Annotated in this window: 15 protein-coding genes and 1 pseudogene; 10 read left to right on the top strand and 6 right to left on the bottom strand. The window is 62.9% G+C overall.

Going from position 1 to position 17,412, the window contains the following annotated elements; all coding sequences use genetic code 11:
- Positions 1-209: 209 nt before the first annotated feature.
- Positions 210-539 carry an arsenate reductase family protein gene (locus BLV27_RS15575; RefSeq protein WP_092647432.1) on the bottom strand — a complete coding sequence of 110 codons (330 nt, stop codon included), beginning with the start codon at positions 537-539 and terminating at the stop codon, positions 210-212.
- Positions 540-925: 386 nt separating this feature from the next.
- On the opposite strand from BLV27_RS15575, the gene BLV27_RS15570 reads away from it, so the two are divergent.
- Entirely contained in the window at positions 926-1,786 is an 861-nt protein-coding gene (locus tag BLV27_RS15570) for an MBL fold metallo-hydrolase (RefSeq protein ID WP_092647419.1), read from the top strand.
- A gap of 3 nt (positions 1,787-1,789) precedes the next feature.
- Here BLV27_RS15570 and BLV27_RS15565 read toward each other — a convergent pair.
- The 5 genes and pseudogenes from BLV27_RS15565 to BLV27_RS15545 form a co-directional block, all read right to left on the bottom strand.
- Positions 1,790-2,254 (bottom strand): annotated as a pseudogene (locus BLV27_RS15565) (nuclear transport factor 2 family protein).
- Between the two features lie 63 nt (positions 2,255-2,317).
- On the bottom strand, positions 2,318-2,788 hold the full coding sequence (gene cynS / locus BLV27_RS15560; protein WP_092647418.1) for a cyanase: 471 nt from the start codon (positions 2,786-2,788) through the stop codon (positions 2,318-2,320).
- A gap of 12 nt (positions 2,789-2,800) precedes the next feature.
- A complete protein-coding gene (locus tag BLV27_RS15555) occupies positions 2,801-3,703 on the bottom strand; it encodes an ABC transporter ATP-binding protein (RefSeq protein WP_092647417.1) in 903 nt (300 codons plus the stop codon).
- A 9-nt stretch (positions 3,704-3,712) separates the two neighbouring features.
- The gene (ntrB, locus tag BLV27_RS15550) at positions 3,713-4,585 is read right to left on the bottom strand and encodes a nitrate ABC transporter permease (RefSeq protein WP_244504703.1); all 873 of its coding nucleotides are present in this window, start codon (positions 4,583-4,585) and stop codon (positions 3,713-3,715) included.
- Complete coding sequence (locus tag BLV27_RS15545; protein WP_092647416.1) at positions 4,554-5,921, bottom strand: CmpA/NrtA family ABC transporter substrate-binding protein; 1,368 nt, start codon at positions 5,919-5,921, stop codon at positions 4,554-4,556. The genes ntrB and BLV27_RS15545 overlap by 32 nt, the downstream gene beginning before the upstream one ends.
- Before the next feature lie 208 nt (positions 5,922-6,129).
- Between BLV27_RS15545 and BLV27_RS15540 the strand changes: the two genes are divergently transcribed.
- The 9 genes from BLV27_RS15540 to BLV27_RS15500 all read left to right on the top strand — a co-directional run bounded on the left by BLV27_RS15540 (position 6,130) and on the right by BLV27_RS15500 (position 17,412).
- Positions 6,130-7,977, top strand: a complete 1,848-nt coding sequence (locus tag BLV27_RS15540) for a sigma 54-interacting transcriptional regulator (RefSeq protein ID WP_092647415.1) — start codon at positions 6,130-6,132, stop codon at positions 7,975-7,977.
- A 259-nt stretch (positions 7,978-8,236) separates the two neighbouring features.
- The gene (locus tag BLV27_RS15535) at positions 8,237-9,328 is read left to right on the top strand and encodes a transporter substrate-binding protein (RefSeq protein ID WP_092647430.1); all 1,092 of its coding nucleotides are present in this window, start codon (positions 8,237-8,239) and stop codon (positions 9,326-9,328) included.
- Positions 9,325-9,924, top strand: a complete 600-nt coding sequence (locus BLV27_RS15530) for an ANTAR domain-containing response regulator (RefSeq protein ID WP_092647414.1) — start codon at positions 9,325-9,327, stop codon at positions 9,922-9,924. Before BLV27_RS15535 ends, BLV27_RS15530 begins: the two co-directional genes overlap by 4 nt.
- On the top strand, positions 9,920-10,801 hold the full coding sequence (locus tag BLV27_RS15525; protein WP_342025318.1) for an ABC transporter permease: 882 nt from the start codon (positions 9,920-9,922) through the stop codon (positions 10,799-10,801). Before BLV27_RS15530 ends, BLV27_RS15525 begins: the two co-directional genes overlap by 5 nt.
- Positions 10,801-11,721 carry an ABC transporter permease gene (locus BLV27_RS15520; RefSeq protein WP_092647412.1) on the top strand — a complete coding sequence of 307 codons (921 nt, stop codon included), beginning with the start codon at positions 10,801-10,803 and terminating at the stop codon, positions 11,719-11,721. Before BLV27_RS15525 ends, BLV27_RS15520 begins: the two co-directional genes overlap by 1 nt.
- Positions 11,722-11,756: 35 nt before the next feature.
- Positions 11,757-13,397, top strand: a complete 1,641-nt coding sequence (locus BLV27_RS15515; protein ID WP_092647411.1) for an ABC transporter substrate-binding protein — start codon at positions 11,757-11,759, stop codon at positions 13,395-13,397.
- Positions 13,387-14,334, top strand: coding sequence for an acetamidase/formamidase family protein (locus BLV27_RS15510; protein ID WP_092647410.1), 948 nt, complete (start codon positions 13,387-13,389; stop codon positions 14,332-14,334). The genes BLV27_RS15515 and BLV27_RS15510 overlap by 11 nt, the downstream gene beginning before the upstream one ends.
- A complete protein-coding gene (locus BLV27_RS15505; RefSeq protein ID WP_092647409.1) occupies positions 14,331-16,109 on the top strand; it encodes an ABC transporter ATP-binding protein in 1,779 nt (592 codons plus the stop codon). The genes BLV27_RS15510 and BLV27_RS15505 overlap by 4 nt, the downstream gene beginning before the upstream one ends.
- 55 nt (positions 16,110-16,164) lie before the next feature.
- On the top strand, positions 16,165-17,412 hold the full coding sequence (locus BLV27_RS15500; RefSeq protein WP_092647408.1) for an NAD(P)/FAD-dependent oxidoreductase: 1,248 nt from the start codon (positions 16,165-16,167) through the stop codon (positions 17,410-17,412).

Genomic DNA, 17,412 nt, shown 5'->3' with positions numbered 1-17,412 from the left:
ATAGACGGGCCAGTTCGTGGTCTTGTAGGTCGAGGGTGTGGGTCTGCTCATGCACGTCAGCTACCATGCTGGATTCACGAGATGAATCCCTCACCGGATTTATGCAACAGAGCCGGTCTCACGCCCTATGAATACATTTGCAAAATCTGGACATCAGAACCGGATCGATTCATACCCGACCCGATCCACCAAATGCCGAGACTGCACACCTACGGTTCAAGCAGTGTGTTCTGAACCGTTTCATCCCACCCGAGGTGGAATGTGTCCCCATCTCGAATGACGGGGCGCGCCATCACTTTGGGCTTTGACGATATCTGCACCTCGGCTTCAGAATTTTTAATCCAATCATTAAGCGCGCGATAATCGTTCGTCGTTCGGTCGACCAGCCGATCACCGAATTCAGCGACCAGACTCGTCAGCTCTTCCTCGCTCAGTGGGTCGGACCGGACATCCCGAAAACTCACCTTTTTGCCCGCCGCTTGCAGGTCCTTGCGGGCCCGTTGACACAACGGACAGGTGCTCAAGCCATAGATAATCATTTCAAAGTCGCCCCCAGCAATGAGTTTGCAGCAGTCATCCATCAAGCCCTTTGATGCAAGCGATAGAGTCTGGCTGACCTTGCGATCAGTCATCCGACGGTTCCGGCCCGCCACGCCTTATCAGTCAAGAATCCGGCAAGAAATTCAGCCGTGCGGTCACGACGAATCAATGCACCGGTCGTCATGAACGAGACTTTATCCCGCCGGAGATTGTGTCATCGCGCTGGTGCTTGGACAGCCCTGACCACGACCCAGAAAATGCGGATGACACGGGTCAGCACGCGCCCGGCTGCCACGCGGAAGGTCGAATTGCGCAGGACAATTCTGCTTGATGGCTCTAGCGTTCCCTTCATCGAAAAGCAGAATTCGGGGCACAGGACTCTTTCATGACGGACAGATGGGTGGCCCTGTTGGGGGTGAAGGGCGGTCCGGCAATCCGGCCCGGATCGCATATGCCGACCTGCACCCTGCTGCGGATTGGGGACAGGACGATCCTTGTCGATGCCGGTCTGGGGGCCGCGCGGGCTGTCTGTGACCAGGGGGTCGCGCTCCGCGACATCGACTTGATCGTGGTCACGCACCTGCATTCGGATCACTACCTTGAACTTGGCCCCTTGCTGCACACGGCTTGGACGGCCGGCCTGACCAACCCTATTCCGGTGATCGGTCCGGCGGGGTTGTCAGCCTATTGGGGTCATTTCCAGCGCGCGATGGCCTTCGATATCGATCTGCGTATCGCGGATGAGGGGCGGGTGCCGTTCAGCTCGCTGGCTGCGTTACAGGTCATCGCGCCCGGCGTAATTTACCGCGACGGCGATCTGGTGATCGAGGCGATCCGCAACCATCACCCGCCCATTACCGACAGTTTCGCGCTGAGGCTGTCAGACGGGGATAGGACCGTCGTCCTGTCGGGCGATACCGCTCCGTTCGACGGCTGGGATGCCTTCGTGACCGGGGCCGATCTGTTGGTCCATGAGGCGATGCTGGTCGCTGGCGTAGATGCCGTCATCGCGGGCCTGTCGCACTCCGATCCGCGACTGAAGGACCATATACTTCGTTCCCACACGGCAGCCGAAGAGGTGGGAGCGTTGGCGGCGCGCACAGGTGTCGGCACGCTTGCCCTGACTCATTTTGTACCGGACGGGCTGCCGGGCTTTGGGGAGGCGGAGTGGAATAAGGCGGTGCGCAATGCATGGAGTGGACCCCTGCATATCGGGCGCGACGGGATGCGGATCGACCTAAGCTAGGCGTCAAAGCCCAAGTTCGCTCAGGCCCGGATGATCGTCCGGCCGGCGGCCCTGCGGCCAGTGGAACAGCCGGTCGTCCTCCGCAATCGAAACATCGTTGATCGAGGCGTGGCGCTGCGCCATGTAGCCGTCCGGGTCGAGCGGCCAGTTCTCGTTGCCATAGGCGCGGAACCAGTTGCCGTCGGCATCGTGGTATTCATACACAAACCGCACCGCTATGCGGTCCTCGCTATGGGCCCAGATTTCCTTGATCAGGCGATAGTCGTCTTCGGTCGACCATTTCTAGGTCAGGAAAGCCTCGACTTCCGCGCGACCATTCAGAAACTGAGACCGGTTTCGCCAGTGCGTGTCGGGCCTGTAGGCCAGCGCGACTTTGGTCGGGTCGCGTTCGTTCCAACCATCTTCGGCCATGCGAACCTTGGTCACGGCATCGTCGAAGGAAAAAGGCGGAACGGGAGGACGTGTCATCGATTGCCCTGAAGCGGAATTGTTCGTGGGGCCGGGGCAGGGGGGACTGCCCCGGCACAGAAATCACCAGGCGTTGTAGCCCAGGTACTTGCCGGACATCTCAACCTTCACGCGGTCGCCTTTCGGATTGGAAACGCGGGTGACGCTCATGTCGAAGTCGATGGCCGACATGATGCCGTCGCCGAACTCTTCCTGGATCAGTGCCTTCAGCGTGGGGCCATAGACCCCCACGATTTCATAGAAACGATAGATGCAGGGGTCGGTCGGCACGGCCTGCGTCCAGATCTTGGTTGGGGATTCCGTCAGGACGCCTTCGGCTTCCGCCGGCAGGTCGAGCGTCTTGACGAGCGTGGCTGCCTTGTCGGCTGGAAACGCGTTCATTCCCATGCAGGCTGAATGCGTCCAGACGGGCGACATGTCGATGGCGGCGGCGATGCCTTCCCAGGTCATGCCCTTTTTCTTCTTCGCAATCAGTATCAGCGCGGTTGCGTCTTCCTTGGTCATCATCGGGGTGATCTCGTATGTATCTTTCATGTCTCTCTCCTTTCAGGGGGCGACGGCGCGCAGATGGGGCATCGCCGGGTCATCATCTTCGGTTTTGGTCAGATCGATGCGGACCGTTTCCGGGCGGGCCGCGCTTCCGTCGGACGGCACGCCCGACATTTCCTTGGAGCGCTTGCCTAGGAACTGCACCAGGTGGTTGCGGATCGCGTAGTAGTTCGGATGCTCCACGATCTCGGTTCGGGTGCGTGGCCGGGGAATTGTGATCTCCACGCTTTCCGCGACGCGGGCGTGCGGTCCATTGCTCATCAGCAGGATACGGTCCGCCAGCAGGATCGCCTCGTCGATGTCGTGGGTAATCATGAAGACCGTCTGGTTGGTCTGCCCCCATATCTTCAGCAGTTCGTCCTGGATCGTGCCGCGGGTCAGCGCGTCCAGCGCGCCGAACGGCTCGTCCAGCAGGAGGAGCTTAGGGTGGTTGGCAAAGGCCCGCGCGATGCTGACCCGCTGACGCATCCCGCCTGACAACTGGCTGGGCTTGCGGTGGATGGTGTCCCCCTCCAGCCCGACCATTTCCAGATACTTGCGAGATTCCTCGACGACCTCGGCCTTGGTCCAGTCCTTGTGACGGGCCGAAACGCCGAAGGTGACGTTCTTCAACGCGCTCAGCCAAGGCAGGAGGGAGTAGTTCTGGAACACGACGCCCCGGTCCAGCGACGGCCCCGAGACTTCGTATCCATCCATCTTGACTACGCCCGATGTCGGGGCGGCCAGACCGGCCAGGATGTTCATGATCGTCGATTTGCCGCAACCTGAATGGCCCAGGATCACGACGAACTCGCCTTTCTCGACCCCGAAAGAGGCGTTCTCGAAGACGGTGAGTTCGCCGCCTTGCCCGTCAGGAAACTTCTGGGTCAGGTTTTCGATGCTCAGAAATGGTGTTGGCATTGTTCGCTCCTATTCCGCGAAGGCCACGGCGCGCTGCAGGCGGCTGAAAGCCAAGTCCAGCAGCATGCCGACGACCCCGATCATGAGGATCGAGAAGATGACGGAAGTCAGGTCCAGGTTGTTCCACTCGTTCCAGACGTAATACCCGATCCCGGTTCCACCCACGAGCATCTCGGCCGCGACGATCACCAGCCAGGCGATGCCGATGGAGATGCGCATGCCTGTCACGATTGTGGGGGCGGCGGCGGGCAGGATCACGCTGAACGCAGTCCTCAGGTTGCCCAACTCGTGTGTCCGGGCCACATTTACCCAGTCTTCCCGCACCCCGGCGACGCCGAACGCCGTGTTGATCAGCATGGGCCAGATCGAACATATGAAGATCACGAATATGGCTGAGGCCTCGGAATCCTGAATGATGAACAGGGCCAGCGGCATCCATGCCAGCGGCGAGATCGGGCGCAGGACCTGGATGAAGGGGTTGAACGCCTTGTACGCCACCGGCGACATCCCGATCAGGAAGCCGAGCGGTATCGCGACCACGGCAGCCAGGAAATACCCGGTAAGGACGCGGTAGATCGAGTAGCCGATCTGGATCCCGATGCCCTTGTCGTTGGGGCCGGCATCGTAGAACGGGTTCGACAATTCTTCCCAAGCCTTGACGGCTATCGCGCTGGGCGGCGGCACGCCCGCCTTCGGCTGTCCGCCGCCGGTCAGAAGTTCGTATTCCGTCAGCTCGCCCACCGCCTTCTGGCCGGGGATCGAAACCTCCCAGACCAGCAGGCTGACGGCGAGGACGAGCAGCGAAAGTATCGCTGCCCGTATGTTGATCGAGAGGTTGTCCAGCACCGGATCAGCCCTTTCCGATGGGGAAGCTGGAGACATATTCCTCGGGCTTGGCGGGGTCGAAGGTCTTGCCCATGATCGTGTGCGATTTGTACGTGACGTCTGGCGCATCGTAGCCCAGTTCGGTCATCACTTTCTTGGCGTCGGCGGCCAGGTAGACCTGCTCGGCCACGCCGCGATAATCCACATCACCCTCGATATAGCCCCACCGCTTCATCTGCGTCAGGATCCACACGCCCATGGAATGCCACGGGAAGGGATCGAAATCGATCCGGTCGGGGACGCGCTGTACCTCGCCCAATCCATCGGCATAGGTGCCGGTCAGCACTTGCTGGATCACCGTCACCGGCTGGTTGAGGTAATTCGTCGGCGCGATAGCCTCGGAAATTTCGACCCTGTTGTCCGGGTTCGACGCATATTGCGTCGCGTCGATGATCGACTTGAGCAGCGCGCCATAGGTGTTGGGCAGCTCGGTGGCGAAGGACAGCGGCGCGGCGAAGGCGCAGCAGGGGTGACCCTCCCAGATGTCTTTGGTCAGCAGGTGGATGAAGCCGATGCCTTCATAGACTGCCCGCTGGTTGAACGGGTCGGGCGAAAGGTAACCGTCGAGGTTGCCCGCACGCAGGTTGGCGACCATCTCGGGCGGGGGCACGACGCGGATCTGGATGTCGACATCGGGGTCCAGGCCGAACTCCGCCACATAGTAGCGCAGCAGGAAGTTGTGCATCGAGTATTCGAACGGAACGCCGAAAGTGAAGCCCTTCCACTGCTTGGGATCGCGCTTGTCCAGATGCTCGTTCGACAGGACGATCGCCTGACCGTTGATGTTCTCGACGGCGGGCATGATGTACGGCTCGGCAATCGAGCCGGCCCCCAGCGACATGGCCAGCGGCATCGGTGTCAGCATGTGCGACGCGTCGTATTCACCTGAAAGGGATTTGTCGCGGGCCACGGCCCAACCGGCGGTCTTGATGACCTGCGCGTTCAGGCCGTACCGCTCGTAGAAGCCCAGTGGCTGCGCCATGATGATCGGCGTCGCACAGGTGATGGGAACGAAGCCGATGTTCAGGTCGGTCTTTTCCGGTGGCCCCAAGTTGTCGAGGATCGCGGCTTTGGCCTGCTCCAACGGGAAGACCGAGGCGAGCGCGGCAGCAACGGTGCCCCCGCCCAACATGCCCATGAAAGACCGGCGCTGAATGTCGCTGCCGCCGAAGACGGAGCGGACGACGGCGCTTTCAACGGCGCGCTCCAGCATGTCTTCGCTGCTCATTGCGGCGGGGGCGGTAGTGGATTTGCAGCTGTGGCAGCCGCAATCGGCTCCGTGCCGCAGATCGCTGTTGGAGGAGTAGGGGTTGCCCAGGCTTTTTACCGTCATCGCTTGTATCCCTTCGATTAATCTCTGCAGCCATAATGCCGTGGCAATGGGGAGTGCGAAACGCCGATTGGGGTTATTGGGAGCAAGGGATAAATTATTGATAAGGTGTAAATAATTTCCATTTCGGTGGTACCCATACTTACGAAATTTCGTAACCTTACGGTTTTTCATCTCGCTTCGGGCGCGCAACCCTGACACGATCGAGGCCATGATATCCGAGCTCGAATCGCACACCCTCGTCACCCCCCTGCCGACCGTCATCGTCGATGCACAGACGGACCGCATCACCAGCGCGAATGCGCTGGCGGCGGTGTTTTTCGACAGGGCCGATCTGCCCGGCGCGCCGTTTTCCCGACTGGTGGCACCCGGTTTGTCGGAACTTGCCGTCTTTGCCGAAGAAGTCGCGTACCGCGGTACGGCATGGACGCGCAGCCTTTCCGTGTGCCGCCCGGACGGCAGCCAGGCGTCCTGCGAGATCAAGGGACGCGCGCTGACGACCGAGCCGCTGAGCCTGATGCTCGTCTTCGTCGACCTGACCGAGATGAACCATCACGCCCGACAGGCCGAAACCGACGATCTCTTGCGGGGTGGTCTACTAGCGTGGGAACGGGCCAAAACATTCTTCGCCGACCTTGAGCGCGGCAACCAGCTGATCCTCGATGCGGCCGGCGAAGGCATCTACGGTATCAACGCCGAAGGAAAGACGACCTTCGTCAATGGCGCGGCGCAGGATATGCTGGGCTGGACCAGTGACGACCTGATCGGCCGGGATATTCACGCGATCATCCACCACCATCACTTGAACGGCGACCACTACCCGGTCAGCGACTGCCCCATCTACAAAACGTTCCGGTTCGAGCAGGTCCACCGTATCGAGGACGAGGTTTTCTGGCGCAAGGACGGGCAGCCGATCCGCGTCGAATATACTTCTACGCCGATCTACGATCACGGCGTGCTGGCCGGGGCGGTCGTCATTTTCCGCGACATCACCAGCCGCAAGGAGCAGGAGAAGAAGTTGCAGGGGGCCATGGCCGAGATCGCCGATCTGCGCGACCGGCTTGAGCAGGAGAATGCCTACCTCCAGGAGGAAATCGCGTCCGAACGCGCCCATCACGACATCGTCGGCACCTCTGCGGCTACGGCCCGTGTCATCGCGCGGCTGGAGGTGGCGGCCCGGCTTGCGACGCCCGTCCTGCTGACCGGGGAGTCTGGTAGTGGGAAATCTCTTGTGGCCTCAGCCCTTCACAAGGAATCCGACCGCCGCCGCCGCCCGCTGATCGAGGTGAAATGCTCCGCCATTGCGCCAGACGCGATGGAAGCGGAGCTGTTCGGCCAGATCCGCGGGGCCTTCGCCGGCGCATTGCGCGACAAGCCGGGGCGGCTGGAGCTGGCACATGGCGGCATCCTTCATCTGGATGCCGTCGATGCACTTCCGCTTGCGCAGCAGGCACAGATGCTGGACGCGCTCGAAACCCGGACCGTCACCCGGCTGGGCGACACCCGCCCGCGTCGTGTGGACATTGCCGTCATCGCCTCTACCAATCGGTCTCTCGCGGTGGAGGTCGCCGAGGGGCGCTTTCGCGAGGATCTGTACTTCCATCTCAACGTCCTGACCATCAATTGCCCGCCCCTGCGCGAGCGGCCCGAGGATATCGCACCTTTGGCCGCGCACCTGTTGAAATTGTCCTGTCGGCGGCTGGGTAAGCCCGTTCCGATCGTCACCGAAGGCACAATCCGCCGCCTGACCGGCTATGCATGGCCCGGCAACGTGCGCGAATTAGCCAACGTGATCGAACGCGGTGCGATCCTTTCGGATCAGGGCAAACTGGTTGTGGAACTGCCCGACGGCATTACGCCGAACCCGGTCGCCGCCGACGTTATCCTGACCGAGACAGACCTGACCCAGATGATGCGATCCAACATCGTCCGCTGCCTGAATGAGACGGGAGGTCGAATTTCCGGAGCCGATGGCGCAGCCAAGAAGCTGGGTATCAAGCCGACGACCCTGCGTTCCCGGATCGAGAAATTCGGCATCCTGCGCGGCGATTGGGGCTGATTCAGGGTTGTCTGATTTGGCCATGGGCCGCCGAAACCGGTGATGAGCCGGGCAACGCCTGTGAAGTTCCGCTCAATATTTATGCAAGTTCTGCTTTTTAGGCATTTCTGACCCCTGAAGCCGCACTAGAATCGTGGACAGGTTGATCGCCCTCATCCCTAGTGAAGGGATCATGTGACTCGCGTCACAGGGCAAACAGGCCCCGTTTCAGCATCCCGGCGGGATGATTGAACGGGGCTTTTTTCGTTTCGAGGACCGGATGAAAAACCAGATCGATCTTGGCGTTCTCTACTCCCGCAGCGGAACCTATGCGGCCTTGTCCCAGGCGCTGTGGCAGGGGACGATGGACGCGATCGAGACGGTGAACGCCGCTCCGGACTCCGCCATTACCTTCCGCCCGATAGAACGTGATCCCGGTGGGGAGGTGCAACGCTACGCGCCGCTGTGTGCTGAGATCCTCGCTCAGTCGGACGCGCAGCATGTCATCGGTTGCGTCACCTCCTGGTCGCGCAAGGAGGTCATCCCTGCACTCGACCGTGCGGGCGCGACGCTTTGGTACAATGTGCCCTACGAAGGGTTCGAAACCTCGGCCCGCGTCGTTTATTCCCACGCCTGCACCAACCAGAACATCCTGCCGGTCCTGGCTTGGGCGCAGCGGGAGTTCGGAAATGCCGCCTTCCTGACCGGGTCCAACTATATCTGGGGCTGGGAGACGTGCCGCTTCGCCCGCCACCAGGTCGAAGCCACCGGCGGGCAGATACTGGGGGAGCGTTACTTGCCGCTGGGCGACGAGGACGTTGCCGGCCTGATCTCCGAGATCGAAGCGACACGCCCGCGGTTCATCCTCAATTCCCTGGTTGGCGCGTCGTCTTACGCCTTCATCCGCGCCTACCGTGCGCTGGGAATGCGCAACGCTCACTTCCGGCCCGAGACATGCCCGCTGCTGTCATGCAACTTGACCGAGGCCGAACTGCCGGTGCTCGGCGAGGCGGCCGAGGGGTTGATCTCGGTCGGGCCGTCCTTTTGCCATACGGCGCAGGCCTCGGGCCGTGGGTCTTCGCTGGAATTGACAGCCTACAATTCCGTGCTGACGCTCGCCGCAATGCTGTCCGATATGAAGGCCGGGCAAGACGCACAGGGTTTCGACGCGTTTATCGCCAACCATGGCAACGGCTACGGCATCGACCCGGCCACGCATCACCGCACGCTTGACGTGAAGATCGCGCAAGTTCGGCGTGGGGCCTTCGATGTGTTGGCCGAATGGCACGATGTCCGCCCGGATCCTTACATGACGCGCCCGGCCCGCCATCCGCAGTTGGACGGCCCGCGCCTGTCGGTGGTGCGCGCATGACTCCGCGGATGGATATTGCCGGGCTGGACGGTGCCCGCGCCGTTGTCCTGCATCCGGGTCACGATCGCTTGCCGCTGCTGCTGCGGCAACTGCGCGCCATCGGCCTGACGGTTGAAATCGCCTGGCCCGAACTCCCGGCGTCCGCCGTGCATGCCGATGTCGTCCTGTACGACGCCGACCTTGGCCACGACGCGCAATTTCCCTGGAAACCGGGCGAAGCCCAGATGCCGATGGTCGCACTGGTCGGATCCGAAGCTCCGGGGCGGCTGGAATGGGCGTCGCGCATGGGGGCCGATGCGCTGCTGATGAAGCCACTGGGTGCCGAGGGTGTGTTCGCGGCCCTCTTGGTCGCGCGGCAGGCGTTCGAGTTGCGTCGCAGCCTGGCCGCAGAAATCGCTTCTCTGCGGCAACGCCTTTCGGCGCGCCAGACCGTTGTCCAGGCGGTGAACATCTTGGCCCGCAAAGCCGTCAGCGAGGACGCCGCCTATGATCAGCTGCGGCAGCTGGCCATGGCCTGGCAGGTCACGATCGAAGCTGCCGCAGTACAGGTGGTGGAAAGCGCGCGTAAGACCGGAGGCCTGCGTGACTGCAATTGACACACTCTCGGCTAACGGTCCCATCGAAGAAGGCGTCTGGACCCGCCTGCGTCGGCGCAAGCTTGCCCTGCTCGGCCTGTTTCTGATCGCGGCGACCCTGTTGGGGGCGATATTCGCGCCCTATCTGACGCAGTTCGACCCGGACGAGCAGCTATTCGAAGGTCTGACCATCACCGGCGCGCCGATGGCCCCCGGTGGAGACTTCCCGCTGGGCACCGATCTGCTGGGTCGCGATCTGCTGACCCGGATCCTTTATGGTGCGCGGACGTCGCTCATCATCGGGCTGCTCGCCAACGGGGTCGCCCTGCTGATCGGGACGTTCGTGGGGGTCACCGCGGGCTACTTCGGCGGCATCCTCGGCGGTGCCCTGATGCGTATGACCGACCTGATGATGGCCTTCCCGGCGCTGTTGCTGGCGATTTGCCTGGCGGCGATTTTCCAGCCGTCGCTGTGGATCGTGGTCATGGTCATCGCGACCGTGAACTGGGTTCAGACGGCGCGTGTCCTCTACGCGGAAACTGCCAGCCTGTCGCAGCGTGAGTTTATCGCGGCCGAGCGGACGCTGGGCGCGGGGCACGTCCGCATCCTGTTCCGCCACATCCTGCCGCACCTTGTGCCGACGATCATTGTCTGGGGCACACTGGGCATTTCGACGACCGTGCTATTGGAGGCGACGCTGTCCTATCTGGGCGTGGGGGTGCAGCCGCCGACGCCCAGCTGGGGCAACATCATCTTCGAAAATCAGACGTATTTCCAGGCGGCCCCCTGGCTCGTGTTCTTTCCCGGTCTGGCCATCGTGACGCTGGCGCTGGCGTTCAACCTGGTGGGGGACGCATTCCGCGAAGTGCTGGACCCGACGCAGCGGGGGCACGCCTGATGCTGGCCTTCATCGCACGCCGCCTGATCCAGTCCGCGCTGATCCTGCTGGGCGTCAGCTTTATCACTTTCGCGCTGCTCTACCTGTTTCCCGCCGACCCCGTGCGCCAGATCGCGGGGCGCTCGGCCACGCCCGAGACGGTCGCGAACATCCGCGCCCAGCTTGGCCTGGATCAGCCGTTCGTCGTCCAATACGCGCGCTACCTAGGTAACCTCCTGCAGGGCGACCTGGGGCGGTCGTACCTACAAAAGACCGAAGTCGGTACTCTCATTGCCTCGCGTCTGCCCGCGTCGCTGCTGCTCATGGCGGGGGCCATTGTCTGCGAATTGATCCTTGGGCTTACGATGGGCGTCGTCGCTGCCCTCCGCCGGGGCACGGGGACAGATAACAGCCTGATGATCGTCTCCTTCATCGGGGTCAGCGCGCCGCAGTTCGTGGTAGGCCTGCTGCTCCTCTATGTATTCGCCGTCCAGCTGCGCTGGTTCCCGATTGGCGGCTACGGCACTTTCGCGCACCTTGTGCTTCCGGCGGTCACGCTCGGGATTCTCGGCTCGGGCTGGTATTCCCGGATGATGCGCTCGTCGATGATCGACGTGTTGCGGCAGGATTTCATCCGCACCGCCCGCGCCAAGGGCCTGGGCCGCGTGCGCGTTTTGTTCCGCCATGCTTTGCCCAACGCGATTCTGCCCATCATCGCGATGATCGGCATCGACGTGGGCATCTTCATGGGCGGCATCGTTGTCGTTGAATCCGTCTTCGGCTGGCCCGGCATCGGACAGCTGGCCTGGCAGGCGATTCAACGCGTCGACATTCCTATCATCATGGGCGTCACGCTGGTTTCGGCCTGCGCAATCGTCCTTGGAAATCTGGTCGCCGACATTGCGTCGCTGCTGGCCGATCCCCGGATCAAGGTCCGGTAGAACCACCAACCAAAGTCCAAACAGGAGAGAGACAGATGAAAAATATGCTGACCACAACCGCGCTGATCGCGGCGCTGGCGCTGCCGCAACTGGCCGCTGCCGACGGACATTCCGCGATGGACCCTGACGCCCAGTACGGCGGCAACATCACGATCACCTACAAGGACGACGTGGCGACCCTTGATCCGGCCATCGGTTACGACTGGCAAAACTGGTCGATGATCAAGTCGCTCTATGACGGCCTGATGGACTACGAACCTGGCACGACCGACCTGCGCCCGGGGCTGGCCGAAAGCTACGAGATTTCGGACGACGGCATGACCTTCACGTTCAAGCTGCGAGAAGGGGTCAAGTTCCACAACGGCCGTGAAATGACGGCCGAAGACGTGAAATACTCCCTTGACCGCGTGACCAACCCCGAGACCCAGTCGCCCGGCGCGGGCTTCTTCGGGTCCATCGCCGGTTATGACGCCGTCTCTTCCGGCGAGGCCGAGGGCCTGTCGGGTGTCACGGTCGTCGATCCCTACACCATCGAGATCGCACTATCGCGTCCGGATGCGACCTTCCTGCATGTGATGGGCCTGAATTTCGCCTCCGTCGTCGCCAAGGAAGCCGTGGAGGCCGCAGGCGCAGACTTCGGCAAGACGGCGATGGGGACCGGCGCGTTCAAGCTGGGCGAGTGGACCATCGGTCAGCGTCTCGTGTTCGAGAAGAATGCCGATTACTGGCGCGAAGGGCTGCCTTATCTCGACTCGGTCACGTTCGAAGTCGGGCAGGAGCCCATTGTCGCCCTGCTTCGCCTTCAGAACGGCGAAGTCGATGTGCCCGGCGACGGTATTCCGCCCGCTAAGTTCATGGAGGTCATGAACGACCCGGCGCAGGCCGAACGCGTGATCGAAGGCGGTCAGCTGCACACCGGCTACATCACGCTGAACGTCAATGTCCCGCCCTTCGACAACGTCGACGTCCGCAAAGCAGTCAACATGGCCATCAACAAGGAGCGGATCACTCAGGTCATCAACGGTCGCGCTGTGCCCGCGACACAGCCATTGCCGCCCTCCATGCCCGGCTACACCGAAGGCTATGAAGGCTACGCCTACGACCCCGAGGCCGCGAAGGCGATGCTGGCCGAAGCCGGCTTCCCCGACGGGTTCGAGACGGAACTGTTCGTGATGAACACCGACCCCAACCCGCGCATCGCCCAGGCCATCCAGCAGGACCTGAGCCAGATCGGCATCGACGCGTCGATCCAGTCGCTTGCCCAGGCCAGCGTCATTGCCGCCGGCGGCGAAGCTGATCAGGCCCCGATGATCTGGTCCGGTGGAATGGCCTGGATCGCCGACTTCCCCGATGCATCGAATTTCTATGGTCCGATCCTGGGGTGTGACGGGGCCGTGCCCGGTGGCTGGAACTGGTCGTGGTATTGCAACGAGGAGATCGACGCGATGGCCATCGCCGCCGACTCCATGACCGACCCTGCGATGGTCGACGATCGGTTGAAGATGTGGTCGGACGTCTACATGGCCGTCATGGAAGACGCGCCCTGGGTGCCGGTGTTCAACGAGCAGCGCTACACCATGAAGTCCGAGCGGATGGGCGGCGCGGATGCGCTCTACGTCGATCCGGTCTCGATCCCCGTCAACTACGACTATGTGTTTGTCACCGATGTGCAATAAATGTCCTGACTACACGATCCACGGCGCAAGCCACCATTTCGGTTGGGACAATTCGTTTGTCCCGGCCGAGACGGTCGCCCCGGGGTCCACGATCGAGTTCAAGTGCCACGACAGTTCTGCCGGGCAGTTGACGCCCGACAGCACGGTCGAGGACGTGCGCACGCTCGACTTCGGCAAGATCAATCCTGTGTCCGGTCCCATCTACGTCGATGGGGCCGAACCGGGGGACGCGCTCAAGATCCAGATCGAGGGGTTCACCCCCTCGGGCTTCGGCTGGACGGCGAATATTCCGGGCTTCGGCCTGCTCGCCGATCAGTTCGAGGATCCGGCGCTAACGATCTGGAAGTATGACCCGGACACGCTTGAACCCGCCTTGTTCGGCAAGCAGGGGCGTGTGCCGCTGAAGCCCTTTGCGGGCACCATCGGCTGCGCGTTGGCGGAGCCGGGCCTGCACTCCATCGTCCCGCCCCGGCGGGTCGGTGGCAACCTCGACATTCGCGATCTGGCGGCGGGCACCACGCTGTACCTTCCGGTTGAAGTGGCGGGGGCGTTGTTCTCCATCGGGGACACGCACGCCGCGCAGGGCGACGGCGAAGTCTGCGGCACGGCCATCGAAAGCCCGATGAACGCCACGGTGACGCTGGACCTTGTGAAGGGGGCAAACCTCAAGATGCCCCGTTTCACGACGCCGGGTCCGGTCACGCGCCACCTGGACGCCAAGGGCTACGAGGTGACGACGGGCATCGGACCCGACCTGATGAGCGGGGCGCGCGACGCCGTGGCGCAGATGGTCGATCACCTGTCCGCGACGCAAAAGCTCTCCGCGGAAGATGCCTATATGCTGGTGTCGACTTGCGGCGACCTGCGAATATCCGAGATCGTGGATAGCCCGAACTGGGTCGTCTCGTTCTACTTCCCCCGGATCGTCTTCGAATGAGTGCCTTCGAGACCCTTTCCCCCGCGGCTTCGGTCGCGGGGGAAACCCCGGTCGTGCTCTCGGTGCGCGATCTCGATATTTCGGTGCGTCAGCAAGGGGGCGTCAAACGCCTCGTCACCGGCCTCACGTTTGACCTGCGTCGTGGCGAAACACTGGCTATCGCGGGCGAAAGCGGGTCCGGCAAGTCTCTGACATCGCTTGCCATCATGGGCCTATTGCCGCCGCCTGCCGTACATGTGTCGGGCGGGTCGATCACGTTTGACGGGGCCGACCTGACGCAGTTGACCGAGCACAAGTTACAGGCCCTGCGCGGCAGCCGCATCGCCATGATCTTTCAGGAGCCGATGACCGCCCTGAACCCCGTCATGCGCATCGGCGACCAATTGATCGAAGCCCTGAGGGCCCACGAATCCCTGTCGCGCGCCGCAGCCCGCGATCGCGCGCTGGAGGCGTTGCGCGCCGTGCGCCTGACCGAACCCGAGCGCCGGCTGCGCCAGTACCCCCACGAACTTTCCGGCGGAATGCGCCAGCGCGTCGTCATTGCCATGGCAATCGCCCTGCGCCCCGATGTCCTGATCGCGGACGAGCCGACGACGGCGCTGGACGTGACCGTACAGCGCGAGGTGCTGGACCTGCTGCGCGACCTGAGCCGCGATATGGGCACCGCCCTGATCCTGATTACACACGACATGGGCGTGGTCGCCGAAATGGCCGACCGGGTGCTGGTGATGCAAGCCGGCGCGATGGTCGAGGCCGCGCCGGTGGCCGAGCTTTTCACCGCGCCGAAACAATCCTACACCCGAGCGCTCCTGTCGGCCGTCCCACGCATGGGGCAGGGGCGAGATGCCCCGGTCAAAGAGGCCAAGGCCCCGTTGGTTTCAGTTCGTGATCTTGTAGTTACCTATGACCTGAAGGGCGGAATTTTGGGGCGCACGCAGTCACGTGTTCACGCAGTCGAGGGTGTGACCTTCGACATCCAGCCTGGCGAAACCTTTGCGCTGGTGGGCGAGAGCGGGTGCGGTAAATCCACTATCGCCCGGGCGCTGACGGGTCTTGTTGCCTACAACGGCATCGTGGAGTTCGACGGCAAGCCATTGGGCACCACCCATGCCTCAAGGTTCGCCGCCAGCCGTCAGATGCAGATGGTGTTCCAGGATCCGATGGCGGCGCTGAACGGGCGGATGCGTGTCGGTGATCTGGTGATGGAGCCGCTCGTCATCCACGGCGTCGGCGACCGCGACAGCCGCCGTGCGCGGGCCGAAGCGCTGTTCGACAGGGTGGGCCTGACCCGTGATGCGCTCGGCCGGTATCCGCACGAATTTTCCGGTGGACAGCGGCAACGTATCTGCATCGCCCGCGCGCTGGCCCTGAACCCCAAACTGATCCTGGCCGATGAGAGCGTCAGCGCCCTTGACGTGTCGGTTCAGGCCAGTGTGCTCAACCTGTTGGCGGAGCTGAAGGCTGAGATGGACATGTCCTATCTCTTCATCTCCCATGACATGGCGGTGGTCGAAAACATCGCCGACCGCGTCGCTGTCATGTTCCTCGGTCAGATCGTAGAGATCGGCAGCAGCGCGCAGGTTTTCGGCGACCCGCAGCACAGCTACACCCGCCGCCTGATCGATGCAGTCCCGCATCCCGATCCCGCCCGCGTCCTGCCGCCGCGCACCACGCATGCAAGCGATCCGCCCAGCCCCGTTCGCGCCGTGGGTGACCCGCCCGCGCGCCTGACCCTGCGGTCTGTGGGCGGCGGGCATCTTGTCGCCGCCGAATAGCACCTTCCCCCGCCCGTCCGCCCCGCATAACGTCGCCGCAAAACATGGAGGCGCTATGGACATCATCGTCGCGGGTGCGGGCATCGTGGGCGTGTCCTGCGCCATCTGGCTGCAACGGGCGGGCCACAGCGTCACGCTGGTCGACCGCAACGGGCCGGGCACGGGGACCAGCCACGGGAACGCCGGTGTTCTGGCGGCCGGCGGGGTCGTGCCGGTCACAACACCGGGATTGCTCGTAAAGGCACCCGGAATGCTTCTGAGCCCCGATGCGCCGCTTTTTCTGCGCTGGGCGTATCTGCCGAAACTGTTGCCCTTTCTGGCCCGCTACCTGTCGCACGCGACCGACGCCCACGTACGACATTACGCCCGCGCGATGGGCACACTGCTGCACGATAGCGTTGATCAACATGTTGCCCTCGCCGCTGGCACGCCCGCTGAAAAATTTATCGGCCGGGAGGATTACTGCTTTGGTTATGCCTCGCGCCAAGCCTTCGACGCCGACGCCTATGCTTGGGGCATCCGTCGCGAGAGCGGCGTGAAATTCGAGGTGATGGACGGCGCGGCCTATGCCGCCGAAGACCCGATTTTCGGGGAGGCGTTCGGGACTGTCGTGCGCTGCCGCGACCATGGCCGTATCTCGGACCCCGGTGCCTATGTGAGGGCGTTGGCGCAGCACTTCGTGGATGAAGGAGGCACCCTGCACATCACCGAAATCACTGACGTTGAGGTTTCGGACGGCGAGGTCACATCCCTCAAGACCCCCGAAGGCGCGCTGACCGCTGACCGCATCGTGTTTGCCCTTGGCCCATGGTCCAAGCGGATCGCCCATAAATTGGGCGTGAAGGTCCCGTTCGAGAGCGAGCGTGGCTATCACATCGAACTCCTCAATCCTTCGGCGATGCCCATGAATCCGGTCATGGTCGCCGCTGGCAAGTTCGTCCTGACCCCGATGGACGGGCGCATCCGCGCGGCTGGAGTTGTCGAATTCGGCGGGCTGGATTCTGGCCCCAGTCGCGCCCCGTTCGATCTGCTGCGCCGACAGGTCCGCGCCCTGCTGCCGCAGGTCGAGCACGACGGCATCGTCGAATGGATGGGCCACCGTCCGGCCCCAGCCGACAGTTTGCCGCTGATTGGAGCAAACGGCGCGGGCGGGCGCAGCTATTCAGCCTTCGGGCACCAGCACGTCGGCTTGACAGGGGGGGCCAAAACAGGTCGCATCATCGCGGACCTGATAACGGGACGTCAGCCGAACATCGACCTGACCCCGTTCGATCCTCAAAAACACGTCGCGCGCCAAGCGTGA

Origin of the sequence: Jannaschia faecimaris (assembly GCF_900107415.1) — a bacterium.
Taxonomy (GTDB): domain Bacteria; phylum Pseudomonadota; class Alphaproteobacteria; order Rhodobacterales; family Rhodobacteraceae; genus Jannaschia; species Jannaschia faecimaris.
This window is presented reverse-complemented; position numbering and strand designations above follow the sequence as displayed.